Below are 19,656 nucleotides of genomic sequence, written 5' to 3' on the forward strand. Positions count from 1 at the left end.
AATTAGAATGAACACCTTAAGTTGACACCATATCTCTTGGTAGTAGGTACAGAGAGGTTATCATACCCCTGCGAGTTACCCACACCCAAAGAACTTACCTCAGGATCGAAATTGCTGTACTTAGGGAAGTTCGGCGCGTTGTACCAGAGGTTACGACCTGTTATTGAAATGCTGGCCGAGCCAAAAGGCGTTCTGCCCAGGAAGCTCTTTGGCAGTTCGTAGGCCAACGCGACTTCTCTCAGTCTGAATACAGTGGCATCAAAGATGGAGCCTTCCATTACCCCACCGGGGCCCATACCACCATTGAAGAAATGATCTTCGTAAGACATCGCCACATTGTTTGGAATCTTGTTCCCTTTATCATCCAATAATGGCGTGAGGGTATTGGCATCTCCAAGTACACCCGGCGATACGATCTGGAATTCACGTTTCTCTGTATCACGGGTCACACCGCGCGACATCATCTGACCTACAGTATTAGAGTACATCTGTCCACCCTGTTTCCAGTCGAACTGCACATTCAGTGAGATGTTCCTAAAACGGAAAGTGTTCGTGATGCCTACGATGAAATCAGGATTTGGATTCCCAATCGCTTTCAGTGAACCGGATACCAGTGGCTTACCCGAACTTGGGTCAATCAGGATATTTCCTTCATCATCACGTGCATAAGCAGTACCCTGAATCAATCCATAAGGACTGCCTACAATGTGCACGCTGCTGGTACCATTTGTACCACCGTAACTGAATTTTTCATAACCTCCCAGGTCCTTGATCATATTCCTGTTGCGTGTGAAGTTGGCATTGATATCCCAGTTGAAACCATTCCTTTTCTGAATTGGCGACGCATTGAAACCAATCTCAATTCCTTTGTTGGTCGCCTCACCCAGGTTCAGGATCTGTGTAGTATAACCGGAAGAAGGTGCAGCGGTTACTTCAAAGATCTGTGAAGTACTGCGCTTGTTGTAGAAAGTGAAATCAATACCGATGCGGTTGTTGAAGAACTGCAATTCAGTACCTACTTCCAGTTCTGTGATGAACTCCGGCTTCAGGTTAGCATTTGTCAACAGGTTAGACTGCGTAACGATATTATAGGTGCTACCACCAGCAGGCGTGAATGGCAGGCCTACATTCGAAGGTGTGGTAGCGCCACCCAGAATGGCATTGATCTGGTAGAAAGCAGCTGTCTGATAAGGCGATGCTTCATTACCTACGCGGGTATACCCTGCTCTCACCTTACCAAAGCTCAGCACATCTTTCGGCAACTGAAAGGCTTCGGTGAACACAAGTGATCCATTCACCCCACCATAAAAGTAACTACGGTTATTGGCAGGCAGTGTAGAAGAAATATCATTACGGCCTACAAGGTTCAGGGATAAATAGTTCTTGTAGTCAAAGGTGATGTCCGTGAAGAAGGCATAATACCTTTGCTTCAGCAGGTTCCTGTTATTGGTGAGCTGAACACCGGTCACAGAGCTGGTGTTGTTAATATCATGCAGATCAGCCACGATGATATTATCTCCGTAAAATGCTTTCCGGTCTGTAAATCGCTGGTTCACATTATTACCCAGGATGGCGCGTACAGAGATATCGGAAGTTACTGAATGGGTCGCCGTTAATAAGAGGGTGTTATCCAATTCCTGCCTGTAGATATTATCAGTAGTGATACTACCTGCGGAGTAGGAAGAAGAACCTTTTCCTCTTACACTCATTCTACGATCGGTATAAGCATTGAAACCGATTGTATTTTGAACGTTGAGCCAGGTGAAGGGATCGAAACCAACAATCAGGTTACCATAATACCTGTCTACATCGCTGGTGTTAGGACTGTGCTTTACAGACCAGTAAGGGTTGTCTACGCCTGTGTAGTCGTACACGTTACTACCATCAATAGGGTTTTCATAGGGATAGTTTGTAAGGTCGTAGCTGGTGGGTACATACATCAGTGTAGACATGATAGAGCCGGTGAGACCTCCTACCGGTGGAGTCTTCTGGCGGGTTGTCACATAGTTGATGGAACCACTGGCATAGAATTTATTTTCGAGTTTGATATTCCCGCCGATATTCATCGAAGTACGTTTGATTTCATTTCCAGGCACTACACCTTTGTTGTCGGTGTTGGAAAAACCAGCTGTAAAATTGCCTCTTTCAGTACCGGAAGAAATGGAGATTGCATTCTCAAATACATTCCCCGTGCGGAAAAAATTCTTTGCGTTCTGCGTTGCATAAGATTTATAAGGCACCTGGATCGGGGTAACACCGTCCGCTTCATAGAACTCAGGAAACACCGCGGAAGAAAACTGCCTGGTCAGCTGATGAGGGATAGTAGACCGTGTAGGCAACATACTCTCCACCCCTTCAAAAGGTTGGCCCCAGGAGGCATATACACCCTGGCGATAATCGTTGTTCGTACCCTGACCATATTTGGTTTGATATTCGGGTAAGCCTGCCACCTGTTCAATAGAATAGCCGGCATTATAAGTGATCTCTGTGCCTTTGCGGGTTTTCTTCTTACCTGCCTTAGTGGTGATGATGATGGCTCCATTCGCAGCCCTGGATCCATACAATGCGGCGGCTGCTGCACCTTTCAGCACCGTCATACTCTGAATGTTATTCGGGTCCAGGTCAAAGGCGCGGTTGGTCACACCCACACCACCTACCGTAGATGCACCTACGCTGGCAAAGGTGCTGTTATCAAACGGTACGCCATCCACCACGAAGAGCGGCTGGTTATTACCATTCAGGGAGGAGTTACCACGGATAGTGATATTGGTGCCACCACCTGCCACCCCACCTGCGGAGGAGATATTCACACCTGCTACTTTACCCTGGAGGGCACGAACAGGATCGGGTTCTGATTTCTGTGCTAATTTGTCGGAAGATACGGTGCTCACTGAATACCCCAGGCTCGTCTTCTGGCGGGCAATACCAGCCGCAGTCACCACCACATCATGCAGTTGTTTTACAGCGGCCTTCAATTGAATCACGCCTGATTCAGCAACAGGTATTTCCATGACATGATACCCGATGGCCGTCACCACCAGGGTAGCGCCGGTTTTTACTTTCAGGGAGAAAGAACCATCCCCGCCGGAAGTTACACCATTGCTGGTACCTTTCTCCACAATAGTAGTACCTGGATAAGGTTCACCGTTTTCGCTCAATACCTTTCCCCTGATGGTGGTGTCTGCAATAATATTTTGTTCACTGTGATCTTTTAAAATAATAAATCCATCATTGACTACGTATTTGATATCCAGTTGTCCCAATACCTTATTCAGTACACTCCCCAGTTCTTCATCCTTTGCCCTGGCACTTATTTTCGTATCCATGGCAATGTGATTGGAGCTGTACACAAACTTTACATCGGCTTTGTTTTTGATCTGACTGAGTACATTGCGCAGACTTTCATCATCTGCCTGTAGTGAGATCTTTTTGTTTAGAATACTCTGGGCATAGGCGATCCTCCCGTATAGACTGACGAGCAGCACTATCCCGATAAAAGCTTTTACACTCATAGACGAATTACTTTGTAGATTTCTGGTTGATTAAGGCAAAGCATTCCCTGACCACGTTTGCGCGTAGTGCATGCAGGGGCGATCATTCATTCTTAACAGGGGATTACATCCTGTAGTATTGTAGTTGTTTAGCTACTGTCATAGGCAATTGTTTTTTTGTGTGATACTTCCTGATCCTGGTTGATAGTTCATGACGACTTATTTTTTTAGTTGCATTATTACGGTCTTTCCTTTGATTGTCACCTCCAGGTTGAGTGCCTGGCTAATCATCTCCATCGTAGTATGTAAAGACTGGTCTGTCAGATCTGCTGTGAACAGACTATGGGCGATAGCAGTGTCTCCGGTTTGTATATCTATTTCGAATTTTTTCTCTATTCGTTGAATCACATCTTCCATGCTGGCATCATTGAATGCCATGTCGTATTCTGTTCCTTTGGTAAATTCGTGTACGGCTTCCCTGCTGGCATGGCCTTTCGTTACAGTGGATTGAAGCTCTGAATACACGGCGTTTTCATGTTCACGAAGTATGTTTTTTCCATTGATGGATACTGCGCCTGTCAGCACAGAAATGGTGACTTCCTTCCCTGTTTTCTTTATATTAAAACTTGTCCCTAATACTTTGGTGGTGAGCGATCCGCAATAAATCATAAAAGGATGATGCGCATCTTTTGCTACTTCGAACAGGGCTTCTCCATCCAGGGTGACAGCTCTTTCCGCAGTGCCAAATTTCACCGGGAATACCAGCTTGCTCTCACCTTTCAGCCACACAATGGTACCGTCAGATAAAATTTGTTTTGTAATCTTTCCTTTTTCACTGGTCGCATAAGTGGCCCGGTGAGGTGCGACAAAATTGAGTAAGGTGGTCCTGAAAATAAATCCCGCGGCTAACAGTACAGCCACGGCAGCAGCTGCTTTTAATAAATAAAATACAGGTCGCCTTTGATCAATACGATGCCGCAGTTGCAGGAACATCGCATCTTTGGAAGCCTGTAGTTCTTCGGCAGACAAAGCATCTATTGCAGTTTTATCTTCCAATGAATCCAGCCATGCTTCCAGTTGCTGGTTTTGCTGGCCCGCGGTATACTGATCGAGAATATGTTTGAATTCCTTACTATTCATCCAACCTGTTTTCTATATAGTAAGTAAACTGAGAAAGGGCAAACACCCAATGACAATCAAAATATTTTTTATAGCAGCCAGAAATATTCCCTGAAGGCAATACGCAGGTGCTTCAAAGCCCTGGTCAGGTGGTTTTCCACGGTCTTGTGCGAAATGTTTAGGGCAGCTGCAATATCCTGGATAGACTGATGCTCGTTGCGGCTCATGCGGTATACCTGCTGGCATTTTTCAGGAAGGCGCGATACTTCCTTTTCTACGGCATTCACCAGGTCGGTATATGCCATGTATTGTTCATTACTATGGTCTGCATCCACATATTGTGCATAACTGCTGGCATAAGCTCTCCGCACCTTGTCCGCCTTCATATAATTAAACAACTGGTACTTCACCGCTGTGAATAAATAAGCACTTAGTGAGTGGGTGACTGACAAGTCCTTCCTCCGGTTCCAAAGGGAAAAAAATACTTCCTGGAGGATCTCTTCTGTGACTTCCTTAGACTTTAACCGGTTGTAGACATAGGCAAATAACCGGGGCCAATATTCATGATAGATAGCTTCGTACGCTTCCTTATCGCCGTTTATTAATAAGGCAATACTATCAGCTTCACTGTATGTATCTATTTTTTTAATAATATTGGCGATTTTAACTGAAAGATGTGGTTGATAATATAAACAAACGAAAAAAAATCAATAATTCATAGCTATTTAGGGATTTTTTGGGTTTCTGGAAACAAAAAAGCCACTTTCACCTTCCGGCAAAAGTGGCTTTCTATGAAATTGCTAATGCTAAAAATCTACTTTAGCAAAGCAGATATAGCTTCTGTAAATGCATGGTACCAATACAGTTCTGGCACTGATCTGCTTACCATATCTTGGCATCCAGGTAAACCCTTTATCCAGGTTTCTCAGGGTAGGCTTGCGCGAACTGGTGCCATCCGGTTCAATACCCGTATCTGTTACAATAAAATCTCTTCTCTCCAGTTCGTTGTACAGGAATCGCAATTCACTGCCGATATTCACCATCAGGTAGGAAAGGTATAAATCATTCCCCTCGTCAAACTGGTTCTTACGGATAAAGTTGCTCCACAGCAGATTACCATCATCATCCACAGACAGGACTCCTATGTTGTCATAGTTATACCTGGTACCCATGCTATAGTTATTATACCATGGATTGTAGTACCATGGTGAATATGGAGAATAGTAGTAAGGCGTATACATACCATAAGGACCGTACATATAGTTCCACCTGTTCCATGGCTGGTTATTACGGTTCGTGGTATAGAAGGATTCCGCAGTCAGAATGAATCCTCCATTTTTAGTATTGATGATCTTCCTGATAAAGTAATCGTTGAAAGCCGCATTGGTAGAAGATTCACCCCTGGCATTGCTTTTCAGCTCGGGTGAGAAGACCACTTCTTTTTCATACAGCAGTGTCTTCGCCGCATAATCATATTTACTCACATACAGCCCTTCCACATTCCCGCGTTTTTGCCTGTAGTAGAAGGAAGTAACCAGGGCCTTATGGGTATTGTTATCGATCTTCATCTTCACCTCATCCAGCAGGGTTGTTTTCAGTTCCATGGGCACAGTTTCAAAACTGTCAACTGCTGCACGCTTGATGACAAGACTACCGCTCACGATATAATCCCTGTTATTGGTACGTTCCAGTTTATTGAACAGGAGATCGCCGTCATTCGTCAGGGTGAAGTTGCTGAGGAAATGCCGCTTGGACTCCATAGGCAGCGAGAGCCTGCTGTTGTTCATAAAATGGAAAGCACTGTCATACAGGAAGGTATAAAATACGTTGTCGTTCTCCTTGTCCTGGTTGATCTTGTAGACCAGGATCTTGCTTTTGTCTTCAGAATATTCAACCGAATAGACTTTGTTATTGTCCTTGGCATAATAACCAATACGGGTGGAATCGACCAACACCGGAGCGTCGTTGAACTTTCCATCCCCGTTCATGGTCGCACAAAAGCTATACACGGCCTCTTTACGCTGGAACTGGTATAACATATATACCTTGTCGGCATAATTGATAAAGTCGACACTAATCAGTTTTTTGGGAAGAAAGTCCAGCTTTACCCTGTCTTTGAGTTGCATAGCATTGTCGTACACGGACACTACATAATCGCCCCTGTCACTCTTATACACCAGGATATTACCTGAAACGCGGCCGATAATTTCAAATTCGGTGCTTTTGTAATCATCTTTCTCTGGTTCCGTATAAGTGATCTTTTGAGCCATTACTGCCCCACTCCACAAAAACAGTAAAGCATAGAGATATAATATGCGCATTGCTGATTTATTTAAATAATTGCAGTTTTAGGATATAGATTTAACGGTAAACGACTGGAATTCATTGTATCCACTGCCAACCGGTTACACTAAAATAAGGAATTACGGGTTACCAACGCCAAAAGCATGATTAACGGCAGCCGGCACCTAAATTGATATAAATAAACAGTACTTTTGAGTTTAACTATGGACACGGTCTTAATTACAGGTGGTACGGGACTCGTAGGCCGCGCACTCACCAGATTGCTTACTGAAGTTGGATATAAGGTTATTATCCTGAGCAGGAAAACTGAGCTCCCCGCAGAAAACGGGTTGGTGACCTATGCACACTGGGATGTGGATCGCCAGACAATTGATGAAGCTGCCCTTTCACAGGCAGATTATATCGTTCACCTGGCAGGCGCTAACGTAGCTGATAAACGCTGGACAGCCGAGCGCAAAAAGGAGATCCTAGATAGCCGCACCCAAAGTACAGTGCTCCTTTTCAATGCGCTCTCCCGTATACCCAATAAGGTGAAGAAATTCATCAGCGCCTCTGCTACCGGCTATTATGGCCCCTACAAAGGTGGAGAACCCTTTACCGAAAATGATCCTCCTATCGACGATTACCTGAGCACTACCTGCGTAGCCTGGGAAAATGCTGTACTGAAAATGCAGTCCCTGCAAAAGAAAGTACTCATCTTCCGCACCGGCATCGCACTCAGCCCCGAAGGCGGTGCCCTGAAGGAATTCTATAAACCACTGAAATTTGGCTTTGCCACCATTCTCGGCAATGGAGAACAGATGGTGCCATGGATCCACATCCATGACCTGGTCAGACTATACCTGAGTGGTATCGTCAATCCCGATCTAGCCGGGATCTACAACGCAGTAGCTCCTAACCCGGTGAGACACAAGGACCTGGTCATGACACTGGCACAGGTAGCCCGGGGCAAAAGCTTTATCCCGGTATATGTACCCGCATTTGCCCTGAAAATGGCATTAGGTGAAATGAGTGTGGAAGTACTGAAAAGTGTAAGTGTCTCTGCTGCTAAAATCAGTAATACAGGGTTTGTGTTCTCCTATCCGGACATCAGGAGCGCAATGGAAAATTTCTTTAAGCGGTAATAATCTTTTTCATGGCAGCAGCTTTGAGCAGACATTCTTCCCATTCCTGCTCTGCACTGGCATAGTAAGTAATAGCAGATCCTGTCTGGAAAGACAGGTATCTGTTTCCTGCATTGTACAGGATACTCCTGATCACTACATTGAAATCAAAATCCCCATCAGGGCTAATATATCCTACAGCCCCGGAGTACAATCCTCTCCTGGATTGCTCGTATTGCTCAATTAATTCCAGTACCCGCTTTTTGGGAGCGCCCGTCATAGAGCCCATGGGAAAGGCCTGCTTAATGGGTTCAGTCAGTGGCAACCCCGGATCAGGCATAGCCGTCACCGTAGAAATCATGTGATGCACCTGTGCAAAGGAATAAATACCAAAAAGTTCTGCTACCTGCACTGTACCCTGCAGTGCAGTATGAGAAAGGTCATTGCGTACCAGGTCTACGACCATTACATTCTCTGCCCGCTCCTTGCTATTGTGGAGCAATTCGAGCCTGCGCTGTTTATCTTTCAGCACATCCCCTTCCCGTTTAATGGTGCCTTTGATCGGCTGGGATATGAGTAAAGGGCCTTTTTTCTGGATAAAGCGCTCGGGACTTGAACAGACCAGGTATTTGTCCTCAAAATGATAATAAGCTGAAAATGGGGCGGGAGAAAGCTGATTCAGTCGCCTGAAAAGTTCAGAAGGATCAGCATCCGTATCACGGATAAAGTTTTCTCTGCAGAAATTCACTTCATAACAGTCTCCCCTGTGAATATGTTCCTGCAGGGCACGTACAGCATGAATATACTGCTCACGGTCCATATGGGCTTGAATGTCAGTATTGGACACTGCTTTGGTCACTGTGGGTACGGCAGTGTGCTGCACAGCGGCAAATATGCCGGCGGCAGTCTGCTGCTCCATGTTCCACCCTCCAATACTCACTTCTTTCTCTTTCAGCAACAATACAGTTTCCGGTCTGAAAAAGAACAGGTCGGGCATATGTAAGCCGTCAGCATTTCCGGAGCTGATGCCTGAAAATACTTCATTTTTGAGGTCATAGCCCAGGTGGCCGAAAATCCAGTCGGAATGAGTGTCGTAAAATTGCTGTAACTGGGAAAAAGCAGTGCCGGCATTGCAGGAAAGCGTGTTGATAGCGCCAGCAGCCAGAATGGCTTCGTACCGGTTGTAGGAAGATGAATAATGATTGTTGTCTAAAAAACAACAGATGTTGTATTGGTTAGCCCAATTCAACATCTGTTGTTTAAATAACGTTTGATCATTAAGCGGGAAATGGTGAAATATCCTGATAATGCTGATTTTTAGTGCTTAAAAATCGTCGTCGTCATCATCAAAGCCACCTCTGTCGTTGAACAGACCCATGTCTTTGAATTCATCATCGATGCCCAGATCGTCATCGTCATCTACACTTTTCTTTCCAGGACGGCCACGTTTGCTCTTAGGTTTAGGCATGTCAAACTCTTCGAAGTCAGGATCGTAATCCTCATCTTCGGATTTTCCCCAATTATCATCATCATCATCGCCCAAATCATCATCGTCATCATCCAGGTCATCCTCATCATCGTCAGATTTCTTTTTTGATTTTGAGGCCGGCTTATCTGATTTTTTAGAAGCAGCAGACTTACGGGGAGTTTCCTCCTCATCCTCATCATCGTCGTCCTCCTCTTCCTTCTTGGGCTTACTAGCAGCTTTAGGCGCTGCTTTAGTAGTCTTTGGAGAACTCGTCTTTTTGGTCTCTTTTTCGTTATCAGATTTTGATTTCATAATAGGTTCACTTAAGTCTTTAGCGTATTACTTTAGCGTAAAGTTTTAACAGTTTTTTTGATTAGCCAAATTTTTTTTGCCGATTTTTTTTTGTAATTTATTAGTATTTTACTGTGGCAGTATCTGATCCCTTCCAGGCCCGTTGGACACGTATTTCACAGGTACTCCCAAGTAAGTTTCAACAGCTTTTACAAAGGCTTTCATCTCGGCAGGCAATTCGCTGAAGGTCGTGCTTTTCGCAGCAGTCTCATCGCTCCAACCTTTATATTTTTCCCAGATTGGCGTTACATCCAGATCATTAATCTGGAAAGGCATCGCTTTGGTCTGTTTTCCATCTATTTCATATGCGGTACAAGCGTACACTTCTTCAAACACATCCAGTACGTCACTCTTTGTCATGACCAGCTGAGTCACACCACTCAGCATGCAGGTATAGTTCAGTGCCACCAGGTCAATCCAGCCACAACGACGTGGACGGCCGGTAGTTGCACCAAATTCATTCCCCTCTTTACGCAGCTTCTCACCCACCGCATCGTGCAGTTCTGTAGGGAACGGACCACTACCTACACGGGTACAATATGCTTTGGTTACACCAATTACCTCTTTTACCCATGATGGCGCAATACCCAGACCACTGCATACACCAGCACTGATCGTGTTGGATGAAGTTACGAAAGGATACGTTCCAAAATCCACATCCAGCATACTTCCCTGTGCACCTTCTGCCAATACTTTTTTACCAGCTTTCAGGTAATCATTCAGGAAATATTCTCCATTTACTATGTTCATGCCTCTCAGGAATTCAACCGCCTGAAAGAATTCAGCTTCCCATTCAGCAATATCATTCGCAATCTCGGCTCTTACTTCAGCAGCAAAATCATAACCAGCCAGCAGGTGCTCATGCTTTGCCTTCAATTTAGCATAGCGCTCCCGGAAGTCAGCACGCAGTACATCGCCCACTCTCAGACCATTACGGCCTGTTTTATCCATATAAGCAGGTCCAATCCCTTTCAGGGTAGAACCAATCTTCTCAGCACCCTTGGAAATTTCTGATGCCTTGTCCAGCGCCCTGTGACTAGGCACAATCACGTGCGTTCTCTCAGCAATGAACAGGTTAGCCTTCAGGTCTACGCCCAGTGCAGTAATCTTATCACATTCCTTCTTGAAAGTAACAGGGTCCAATACTACCCCGTTTCCAATCAGGTTGATGATGTTTTTGTGAAACACGCCGGAGGGGATCGTGTGCAATACTACTTTTTGACCGTCGATATATAAGGTATGACCAGCGTTTGGACCTCCCTGAAAGCGGGCAATGATATCATAATTGCCTGCAAAATAATCCACAATCTTTCCTTTGCCTTCGTCGCCCCACTGCAGGCCCAGCAAAACATCTACCATATGAATTGATATTATTTTTAAAAAGAAGTGGCAAAATTACGGTGAAAAAAGGAATAATAACAACTATACCCTGTTGACAAATGACAAAAAAAAGGGCTGCCAGGCGGCAACCCTTTAAATATTTTACTCATCCTCCAGCCGGTTTACTGACTGAATACCATCCAGCTTGCCTAAACGCAGGAACAATTCATCCAGCTCCTCCTTATCATGCACAAACACCTTGATCAAGCCCTCAAACAAGCCTTCCTTCGACTCAATTGTCAGACCGGCAATATTTATCTTTAACTCTCCGGATATAATATTAGTGATCTTGTGAATGACCCCCACATCGTCCATCCCTACCAGGCGTAAGCCCGTAAGGAAGGAAATCTCCCTGTTCTTCACCCACTTGGTCTTCACTACCCTGTGCCCATAGTTGGCCAGCAACTGGGCGGCATTCGGACAATTGGTACGATGAATCTTCAGGCCTTCACTGGCAGTAATAAACCCAAATACATCATCTCCGGGAATCGGCCGGCAACAATTGGCCAGTTTATAAGCAATCTTGTCGGAGCTCTCCCCAAAGATGATCAGTTCTGCATCCTTCTTGGCAGGCAGCTGGTGTTTGATGTGATCTTCGGCAATGTGCTCCGGAGTCTTCACCGGTGGCGGTTTTGGAGCCTCCAGCTTATCACCCAGTATATTGAATTGCTTCAATTCTTTCAGGTCAATATTCTTCACCGCTATCTGGTAATACAGGTCCAGTGGAGAAGGTTGCTTATAGAATTGTACCAGTTCATTAATATTATGTTGACTCGCTGAGATCTTCAGGTGATCCAGCTTGCGCTCCAGCACATCCTTACCATCCATGGCCACCTTCCGCTTCTCTTCCTTCAGGGCATCCTTGATCTTGGATTTCGCCTTCGCAGTCAGTACGTAGTTCAGCCAGTCCTCAGTAGGCTTCTGCTTATTGGAGGTGATGATCTCCACCTGGTCCCCGCTACGCAGCTTATGACTGAGAGGTACCAGTTTGTAATTCACCTTGGCACCTATACATTTATTACCTACCGCACTGTGAATAGCATAGGCAAAGTCCAGCGCAGTAGAATTGACCGGCATGATCTTGAGGTCCCCTTTAGGGGTATACACATAGATCTCTTCGGTGAACAGGTTGCTCTTGAAGTCAGCCAGGAAATCGAGGGTATTGGAATCAGGGTTGTTCAGGATCTCACGGATCTGGTTGAACCACTGATCAAACTTGTTCTCAGTATCCTGCTTCTGGTTGCTGCCTTCCTTGTAGCGCCAGTGGGCAGCCAGACCTTTTTCAGCGTAATCATTCATACGCTTGGTACGGATCTGAACTTCCACCCATTTACCCGATGGCCCCATTACGGTTACATGCAGGGCCTCGTATCCATTGGATTTTGGATTACTAAGCCAGTCACGGGTACGTTCAGGACTGGGATGGTAAAAGTCGGTGATGATGGAATATACTTTCCAGCAATCTGACTTTTCCTTGTCCACAGGGGAATCCATGATAATACGGATCGCGAAAAGGTCATACACTTCCTCGAAAGTGATCCCCTTCTTCTTGATCTTATTCCATATAGAATGAATGGATTTAGGCCTTCCGAAAATTTCGAAGTTAAATCCTTCTTCCTGTAATACTTCCTTGATAGGCTTGATGAACTCGTTGATATAACGGGTCCGCTCACGCTTGGTCTCCTTCAGTTTACGGGCAATGTCACGGTACGTTTGTTGCTCCGTATACTTCATAGACAAGTCCTCCATCTCCGACTTGATGTTGTACAAGCCGAGGCGGTGGGCCAGGGGAGAATAAATAAATACGGTTTCGGATGCGATCTTGAGTTGTTTTTCACGACTCATGCTATCCAGCGTGCGCATGTTGTGGAGGCGATCTGCCAGCTTGATCAGTATCACACGGGGGTCATCTGCCAGGGTGAGCAGGATCTTCTTGAAGTTCTCCGCCTGTGCGGTACTGGTGCTGGAATCAACTACGATCGATATTTTGGTGAGACCATCCACAATGTGGGCGATCTCCGGACCAAAAGCCCGCTCAATATCTTCCAGCGTCACTTCAGTATCTTCTACGGTATCATGCAGGAGAGCGCAGATAGCAGAGCGAACCCCCAATCCTATTTCATCCACACAGATCTGGGCTACAGCCAGGGGATGTAATATATAGGGCTCACCTGATTTACGCCGCATTTCCTTGTGAGCATCCGCTGCCATTTCAAAGGCAGTGCGAACCAGTTCGCGATCACCTTTCTTCAAGCGCGGTTTTAAGGCACGTAATAAAGCACGGTAATGACGAACGATTTCTTTTTTCTCTTGTTCCTCGTCGAGGTTATATGTTTTGACTGCCACTGTATCCATCTGCACTAAAGTTACAATTTTCTTGCATAAGAACCATGGCCCGGAATCCCACGGTAGTGGTATCTTTTATGGAGGAATAAAGTGCCTGCCCCCTGCCGGGAAGGCTCATTTGGTTGATTTTTTTAATCAAAGCGCAAACTACTCTCCGCCCAATCTACATTTGTGCAATACTTCCCAGGCTGTGCCGGTATGCCGCAGCAAATAGAGATTGTTGACCTTAAAGACTGCCTGGAACTCCTTTTCTTCGTATTCCTGTTTGGCTACCTCGAAAGCGCCCTCACCTATATCATTCAATGCCAGTGAGATGTGAGGATTAAACCCATACTTGGCCAGCATATTGCTGAACCCGAAATCCTTTCTCAGCAGTAAAATCAACTGCTTATGCAGGTCCATGATGGAAGGAGTCTTCACCACATTGATAAAGATGAGCCGACGGGTCTCCAGGGAAACTGCACCAAACCCATCCAATTTCACATCAAATGGTTTCATGCCCCCGGCAAAATCCGTCAATGCCTCGCACAGGTCCTTTTCCATTACCGGATCAGCTGTAAATGGTACCTGTATCGTAATATATGGTAATACCTTCAGCGCCTTGCGGGCATCGTAAAAGTCCGCAAACTCCTGCTTCATCCTGATGATTTCCTTGCCTACAGCGGCATTGGGTAATAAAGCAATAAAATAGATCTTACTTTCCTTCTTTGGCTTTTTCGGGCGTGGTGGTTTACGGGGATTTACCTGTCTTCCCTGAGAGTTGCCGTTCCGGCGGCGATCATTGTTCTGCTGCTCATATCGTGGTTGTCCATGCCCGGACTTACCGCCGTTTACCAGCCCGGGCCCTTTTCTTTCATAGTGCATTGTGTACAGTTAGTGGATGGTGATGGGGTTCTATTGCCTGAATCCTTGCTTTGTAATATGATTGTGCTCTTTTTTTTTACTTAGTTCGTTCGTCCAAATGCTTCCTGCCTGAGACTGACAGATATACTCCCTTATATATTTGATTAATCTTTTGGTATATTCAACCTGATGCCCACGTTGTGTAAGGTTTCCAGGTCAATGCCCGGTTCCAGCTTAAAGTGCTTGCGCAGGCGGGTAATGAATACATCCATACTCCTGCTGCTGAAGAAACTACTGTTGCCCCAGACTTTCAGTAATATCTCATCTCTTTTGACAAGCTTATTGCTGTTTTCTACCAGGTACTTCAGCACCTTCGCCTCCTTCTTCGTCAGCGCAGCAATCGGTATTCCATCTTCCTTGGTGAGCTCTTTTTCATCATAATTAAAACGTACATGCCCGATACGATAAATGCCATCTCCCGGTATTTCCTTCGGCAAGGTTCTGCGCAAAAATACCCGGATCCGCATCACCAGCTCCTTCATGCTAAACGGCTTTATGATGAAATCATCTCCGCCAATCCGGAAACCGTGTAACCGGTCTTCGTCCAGAGATCGGGTTGAAATAAAGATGATAGGAATCATGCCATTGCGCTTTCGGATGTCCTGTGCCAATGAGAAGCCATCCCTCTTCGGCATCATCACATCAAGTATGACAAGGTCAAAATCATCTCTCTGAAACTTTTTCCAGGCTACCTCTCCATCAAAGCAATGCACCACATGATAACCCTGCGATTCCAGATGTTTTTTTACTACGTTCCCGTAGTGATAATCGTCTTCTGCAAGAAGAATCGATACATTACTCTCCATACGTAAAAGTTTTCCCCGTTACATTTAAGGTTGTTAACAAAACTTATTGTACCCTTTTCTGCTTTCTTTTACAATATTGATAAATAAACTTATGATTTTAGTTAATAAGAAGTTATTGATCAGAAATACTCGTTCTGGACAACAGTTGTAACGGTTTTGATTGAGGGTTACTCAAAATGGTTTTTTCATTTTCACACTCGTTATTTGTCTTTAAACCTATTAACAAAAAAAATGGCCGCCAGTTCACCAGCAGCCATTTTTTTAAATTCTTTTTTCTCCGGATCAGGATGCAACAGCAGATATTCTGATCGCCACAGCATGCTGAAAACCCTTCTTCTGCAAGGTTGCAGGGATCGTAATAGTAGTACCACCACCCGTTGCTTTCCAACTGAGTTTATCTTTAGCGCCCAGCATTTCCAGCTTCGCACCCTTAGCAGGTGTCAGCCCTTTAAATGCAATGGTAGCAGGCACCTGCTCATCTTTATCCAGCAAATATATCGCATATACACTGCCGTCTCTCTTCCGTGTAAAACATACTTTTCCATCCTTATATGGAGCAACAGATTTTGTTGCATAAATCGCATCGCCATTTATATGCATCCAGGCACCAATTGCAGTCATAGTTGTATATGCTTCGTCGTGCAACTGACCATCAGGACCAGGCCCCACATTCAGCAGGTAGTTACCACCCTTCGCAACAATGTCAACCAGGTTGTGTATCAGAACATTTACTGATTTGTAATGATCGTTCGGTACATATGACCAGCTGTTAGCCATCGTCATACATGTTTCCCACGGATAGTCCAGTGGCTTGTCAGGAATCTGTTGCTCTGGAGTACGATAGTTTTCATTCGGACCATGTACCTCACGGTCTACCACTATCAAACCTGGCTGGTGAGTGCGTGCCATCGCTGCAATACCATCCATGTCTATATCCTCATCCTGCTTTATTACCTTCTCACCGGTTTCTGCGGCAGTAATATCTGCTGCTGCTTTTTTATCCTGCTTGCGGGGACGTACCCAGCCACCATCCAGCCACAGAATGTCCAGTTTGCCGTAACCCGTCATCAGCTCTTCAATCTGGTTGTAAGTATATTGACGGAAAGCTTTCCAGCGATCAGGATATTTACTTACATCATAATTCACATGCCTGTCCTTTGGCGGGAAGTAAGACCACCAATAATCCTGGCTATGCCAGTCAGGTTTTGAGAAGTAAGCACCTGCATGCAAACCTTCCTTGCGGAATGCTTCAAATACTTCCTTCGCAATATTAGAACGGGCATCCTTACCAAAAGCATAGTTTGGATTGGAAACTTTATAATCTGTCTGCTTCGTATCAAACATACAAAAACCATCATGATGCTTGGTCGTGAATACCACATATTTCATACCTGCATCCTTTGCTGCTTTTGCCCATTTGGAAGGATCAAACTTTGTAGGATTGAAAGTTTTACCCAGTTCTTCATATTTCTTTACATAGTCGTAATAAGGAATACCATAAGGCTGACGTTGTGTCCATCCCTCATCTTCAGGACAGATACTCCAGGATTCCACGATCCCCCATTGAGAATATGCACCCCAATGAATCAGCATTCCGAATTTCCAGTCTGACCACTGTTCAAGGTTCGCCTGCACAGCTTTGTCAGTCGGTGGAATATAGGGTGGAATCTGGTGCTGCGCACGGGCCGACCCCATTAGCAATAGTGCACTGCTTAAAAGCAAACAAAGTTTTCGCATGATTAATTTTTAAATGTATCTCTAAGACTTATAACCTTTAGTTGTTCCGCCGGTACTTTTTTATTGAACCAGATCACCTTAGACTGACCAGGTAACAGGTCAAAATAGTTATCGCTGAATTGTACTTCCGGATCATCATATTGCAGGAATACGTTTTTCGCCAGCTTCTTTGCAGTAATTAATATGCCTGTGGCCGTGGTGTCAAATGCAGGATAGGAAACCCCGATTTCCGGATCCGGCAATGTCAGATCTTTGGTTTTAGCAAAATAATAAACATTCTCGCTCAGGAGCTTATCGCCATTTACCACATTCGTGTACAATATTACCCTTCCCGTATCCTGCTGTGACAAAATACTGTTCAATGCGATCTCGTGAACGACAGCGCTTTTATTACCTGCAATATTTACATCCTGTGATTGCTCCCATAATACCTTCCCTTCAAAATCCATCAGCTTCATGCCCAGTTTTGCCTTTTGGTCTTTTATTTCATCAGATATAATATACGTCTTTAAGTTACCATTTTTTACGATATTACTCACCAGTACAGGCGTATATGCTTTCTTTACAAAATACTGCAAGGCTTTCCAGCGACCATAGTAATCTATACCTGACCATGACGGGCCAGGCCAGCAATCATCCAGCTGCCAGTAGAGCGTACCCATACAGAAAGGCATCGCCCTCCGATGGGCCTCAATACCCATCTTTATACCTTCCGCCTGCAATACATGATTCACATACAGGAAGGACTCAAAATCTTTGGGCTCTTTATAATAGTGTAATAAATAAGTCCTGATAGCCGCATTCCCCCTGCTCAGACTCTTTTGGTGAGACAACATGACCGGAGAATAAATATCCCTGTCCTGCACTGAAGTAAACCTCTTCACAGTCTGCATATCAGGGAATGACTGGAAACCATATTCACTCATGAATCTTGGAATACGTTCATCAAATGCTTCGAACCATTCCATACCATGCCATACACCCCAATAGTGATTATCCCCAATTGTGAAATCTTTTTTGCTGCCCCAGTTGCTGATAGGAGATGAGGGAAAATAAAATCTGTCCGCATCAAACTGCCGAATGATTTTTGGAAGCTGCACGTTGAAAAGTTCATCATAGCCAGCAATCATATCAGCCCATTGTTGCTCCGTATACCCATATCCGTTTTTCCAACCCCAGTGATCAATCGCCACACCTATTTCATTATTACCACACCACAAAGCCAGTGACGGATGATTACGCAAACGGGTTATATTCGCAGCCAGTTCACTTCTTACATTATCCAATATTTTCGGTGTAGGATAAGTAGAACAGGCAAAGAGTAAATCCTGCCATACCAGAATACCATTTTCATCTGCAAGATCATAGAAGCGATCTTCTTCGTATGTGCCACCACCCCATACACGCACCATGTTGAAATTAGATGTCTTCATATCGGTGAAGAGCTTTGCAAACCTCTCGCTGGTCACTCTTGGCAGAAAATTATCCATAGGAATATAGTCCGCACCTTTCATGAATACAGGCCGCCCGTTTACTTTTACAAAGAAACTAACACCCATACTATCAGGTTTGTTTACGACTTCAAGCGTACGAAGACCAATGCGTACATCCTTTGACTGCAGCAGTTCTTTACCATCGTAAAGAGATACTTTTACTTTGTATAAGTAAGCATCTCCCAAACCATTAGGCCACCAGCGGCGAGGATTTGCGATGGTGAATACAGCACTTGTGGAATCACCTGCAGTTTGTTTTGTAACAGTGCTAAACAACTTATCAGGACTTTCTATTTTAAGCGTATAGTTCTTTTGAACAATTGTATTCAACTTAAGTATCGCCTGTATGCTTGCGGATTTATCACTGAGCAGTTGCTGATGCAGGTATACATCTTCAATGCTTACTTTATTGCCATATTCAAGATATACAGGTCGCCAGATACCCGAAGTCACTAATCTCGGGCCCCAGTCCCACCCGTAATGATAGGGCGCTTTCCGGGCATATACACTCAGTGGAATATCACTCGCATCATTGCCTGCAGGATAGATCACATCATCGTTCAGAAAGTGGTGCATATCATGCCTGATTGGACTGTGAAAAACAAGTCGTAAAGTGTTGTTACCCTCTTTTACTTTTTGTTTCACCTGTGCCTTCAGTGGTACAAACATATTTGCACTGCTGGCAATCACATCTCCATTGAGATAGATATCGGCATAAGTATCCAGTCCTTTGAAATCAAGTGCAAGCCAGTCATGCTGTAACATCTCTTTTGTAACAACGAAAGTGGTTTGATATTGCCAGTTCTTCTTATCCACCCATTGCACCGATTTTTCATTCATACCCACATAAGGATCGGGAATCAGGTGATGAGCCATCAGGTCTGTATGTACAGTGCCCGGCACGGTGGCGGAACGCCAGTTGCTGTCGTCAGTACTTGAAAACTGCCAGTCTTTGTTAAGCTCAAATTGTTGAAAAGACTGTGCGCCTGCAGTGGCTGTTAGCAGACACAGGCAGACAATGTTCACATAACGTCTCATTATTTTAAATTGATTATTGTTTGAAATGTTAGCTTGCTGCCGCAGGCCAAAAAGATTATTTCATTGTAAAAGAATAACTGTCTTTATTAATTAAGCAACTTATCCTCATTCTTCCTT

At 44.7% G+C, this 19,656-nt stretch carries 13 protein-coding genes; 1 reads left to right on the forward strand and 12 read right to left on the reverse strand.

Annotation, left to right across the window (positions count from 1 at the left end; translation table 11 throughout):
• Positions 1 to 2 precede the first annotated feature (2 nt).
• From DXN04_RS13815 to DXN04_RS13830, 4 genes are all read right to left on the reverse strand, one after another.
• Positions 3 to 3,512 carry a SusC/RagA family TonB-linked outer membrane protein gene (locus DXN04_RS13815; protein WP_116853941.1) on the reverse strand — a complete coding sequence of 1,170 codons (3,510 nt, stop codon included), beginning with the start codon at positions 3,510 to 3,512 and terminating at the stop codon, positions 3 to 5.
• 198 nt (positions 3,513 to 3,710) lie between these two features.
• The gene (locus DXN04_RS13820; RefSeq protein ID WP_116853942.1) at positions 3,711 to 4,631 is read right to left on the reverse strand and encodes a FecR family protein; all 921 of its coding nucleotides are present in this window, start codon (positions 4,629 to 4,631) and stop codon (positions 3,711 to 3,713) included.
• Between the two features lie 68 nt (positions 4,632 to 4,699).
• Positions 4,700 to 5,272 carry an RNA polymerase sigma-70 factor gene (locus DXN04_RS13825; protein WP_116853943.1) on the reverse strand — a complete coding sequence of 191 codons (573 nt, stop codon included), beginning with the start codon at positions 5,270 to 5,272 and terminating at the stop codon, positions 4,700 to 4,702.
• A gap of 144 nt (positions 5,273 to 5,416) precedes the next feature.
• A complete protein-coding gene (locus DXN04_RS13830) occupies positions 5,417 to 6,931 on the reverse strand; it encodes a hypothetical protein (protein WP_147319919.1) in 1,515 nt (504 codons plus the stop codon).
• A gap of 186 nt (positions 6,932 to 7,117) precedes the next feature.
• Between DXN04_RS13830 and DXN04_RS13835 the strand changes: the two genes are divergently transcribed.
• Positions 7,118 to 8,038: a TIGR01777 family oxidoreductase gene (locus DXN04_RS13835; protein ID WP_116853945.1), complete on the forward strand. Its 921-nt coding sequence runs from the start codon at positions 7,118 to 7,120 to the stop codon at positions 8,036 to 8,038.
• On the opposite strand, the gene DXN04_RS13840 is transcribed toward DXN04_RS13835, so the two are convergent.
• The 8 genes from DXN04_RS13840 to DXN04_RS13875 all read right to left on the reverse strand — a co-directional run bounded on the left by DXN04_RS13840 (position 8,028) and on the right by DXN04_RS13875 (position 19,539).
• Entirely contained in the window at positions 8,028 to 9,269 is a 1,242-nt protein-coding gene (locus DXN04_RS13840) for an anthranilate synthase component I family protein (RefSeq protein ID WP_116853946.1), read from the reverse strand. The genes DXN04_RS13835 and DXN04_RS13840 overlap by 11 nt on opposite strands.
• Positions 9,270 to 9,341: 72 nt before the next feature.
• Complete coding sequence (locus DXN04_RS13845; protein ID WP_116853947.1) at positions 9,342 to 9,797, reverse strand: hypothetical protein; 456 nt, start codon at positions 9,795 to 9,797, stop codon at positions 9,342 to 9,344.
• Between the two features lie 108 nt (positions 9,798 to 9,905).
• A complete protein-coding gene (locus tag DXN04_RS13850) occupies positions 9,906 to 11,195 on the reverse strand; it encodes an adenylosuccinate synthase (RefSeq protein WP_116853948.1) in 1,290 nt (429 codons plus the stop codon).
• 123 nt (positions 11,196 to 11,318) lie between these two features.
• Positions 11,319 to 13,571, reverse strand: a complete 2,253-nt coding sequence (locus DXN04_RS13855; RefSeq protein ID WP_116853949.1) for a RelA/SpoT family protein — start codon at positions 13,569 to 13,571, stop codon at positions 11,319 to 11,321.
• Positions 13,572 to 13,709: 138 nt separating this feature from the next.
• A complete protein-coding gene (locus DXN04_RS13860; protein WP_116853950.1) occupies positions 13,710 to 14,426 on the reverse strand; it encodes a 2'-5' RNA ligase family protein in 717 nt (238 codons plus the stop codon).
• A gap of 143 nt (positions 14,427 to 14,569) precedes the next feature.
• Positions 14,570 to 15,271 carry a response regulator transcription factor gene (locus tag DXN04_RS13865; protein WP_116853951.1) on the reverse strand — a complete coding sequence of 234 codons (702 nt, stop codon included), beginning with the start codon at positions 15,269 to 15,271 and terminating at the stop codon, positions 14,570 to 14,572.
• Between the two features lie 282 nt (positions 15,272 to 15,553).
• The gene (locus DXN04_RS13870) at positions 15,554 to 17,008 is read right to left on the reverse strand and encodes an alpha-L-fucosidase (RefSeq protein WP_116853952.1); all 1,455 of its coding nucleotides are present in this window, start codon (positions 17,006 to 17,008) and stop codon (positions 15,554 to 15,556) included.
• A gap of 2 nt (positions 17,009 to 17,010) precedes the next feature.
• Positions 17,011 to 19,539, reverse strand: a complete 2,529-nt coding sequence (locus DXN04_RS13875; protein ID WP_116853953.1) for a beta-mannosidase — start codon at positions 19,537 to 19,539, stop codon at positions 17,011 to 17,013.
• Positions 19,540 to 19,656: the final 117 nt, after the last annotated feature.

The organism is Chitinophaga silvisoli (assembly GCF_003412465.1).
Lineage (GTDB): Bacteria > Bacteroidota > Bacteroidia > Chitinophagales > Chitinophagaceae > Chitinophaga > Chitinophaga silvisoli.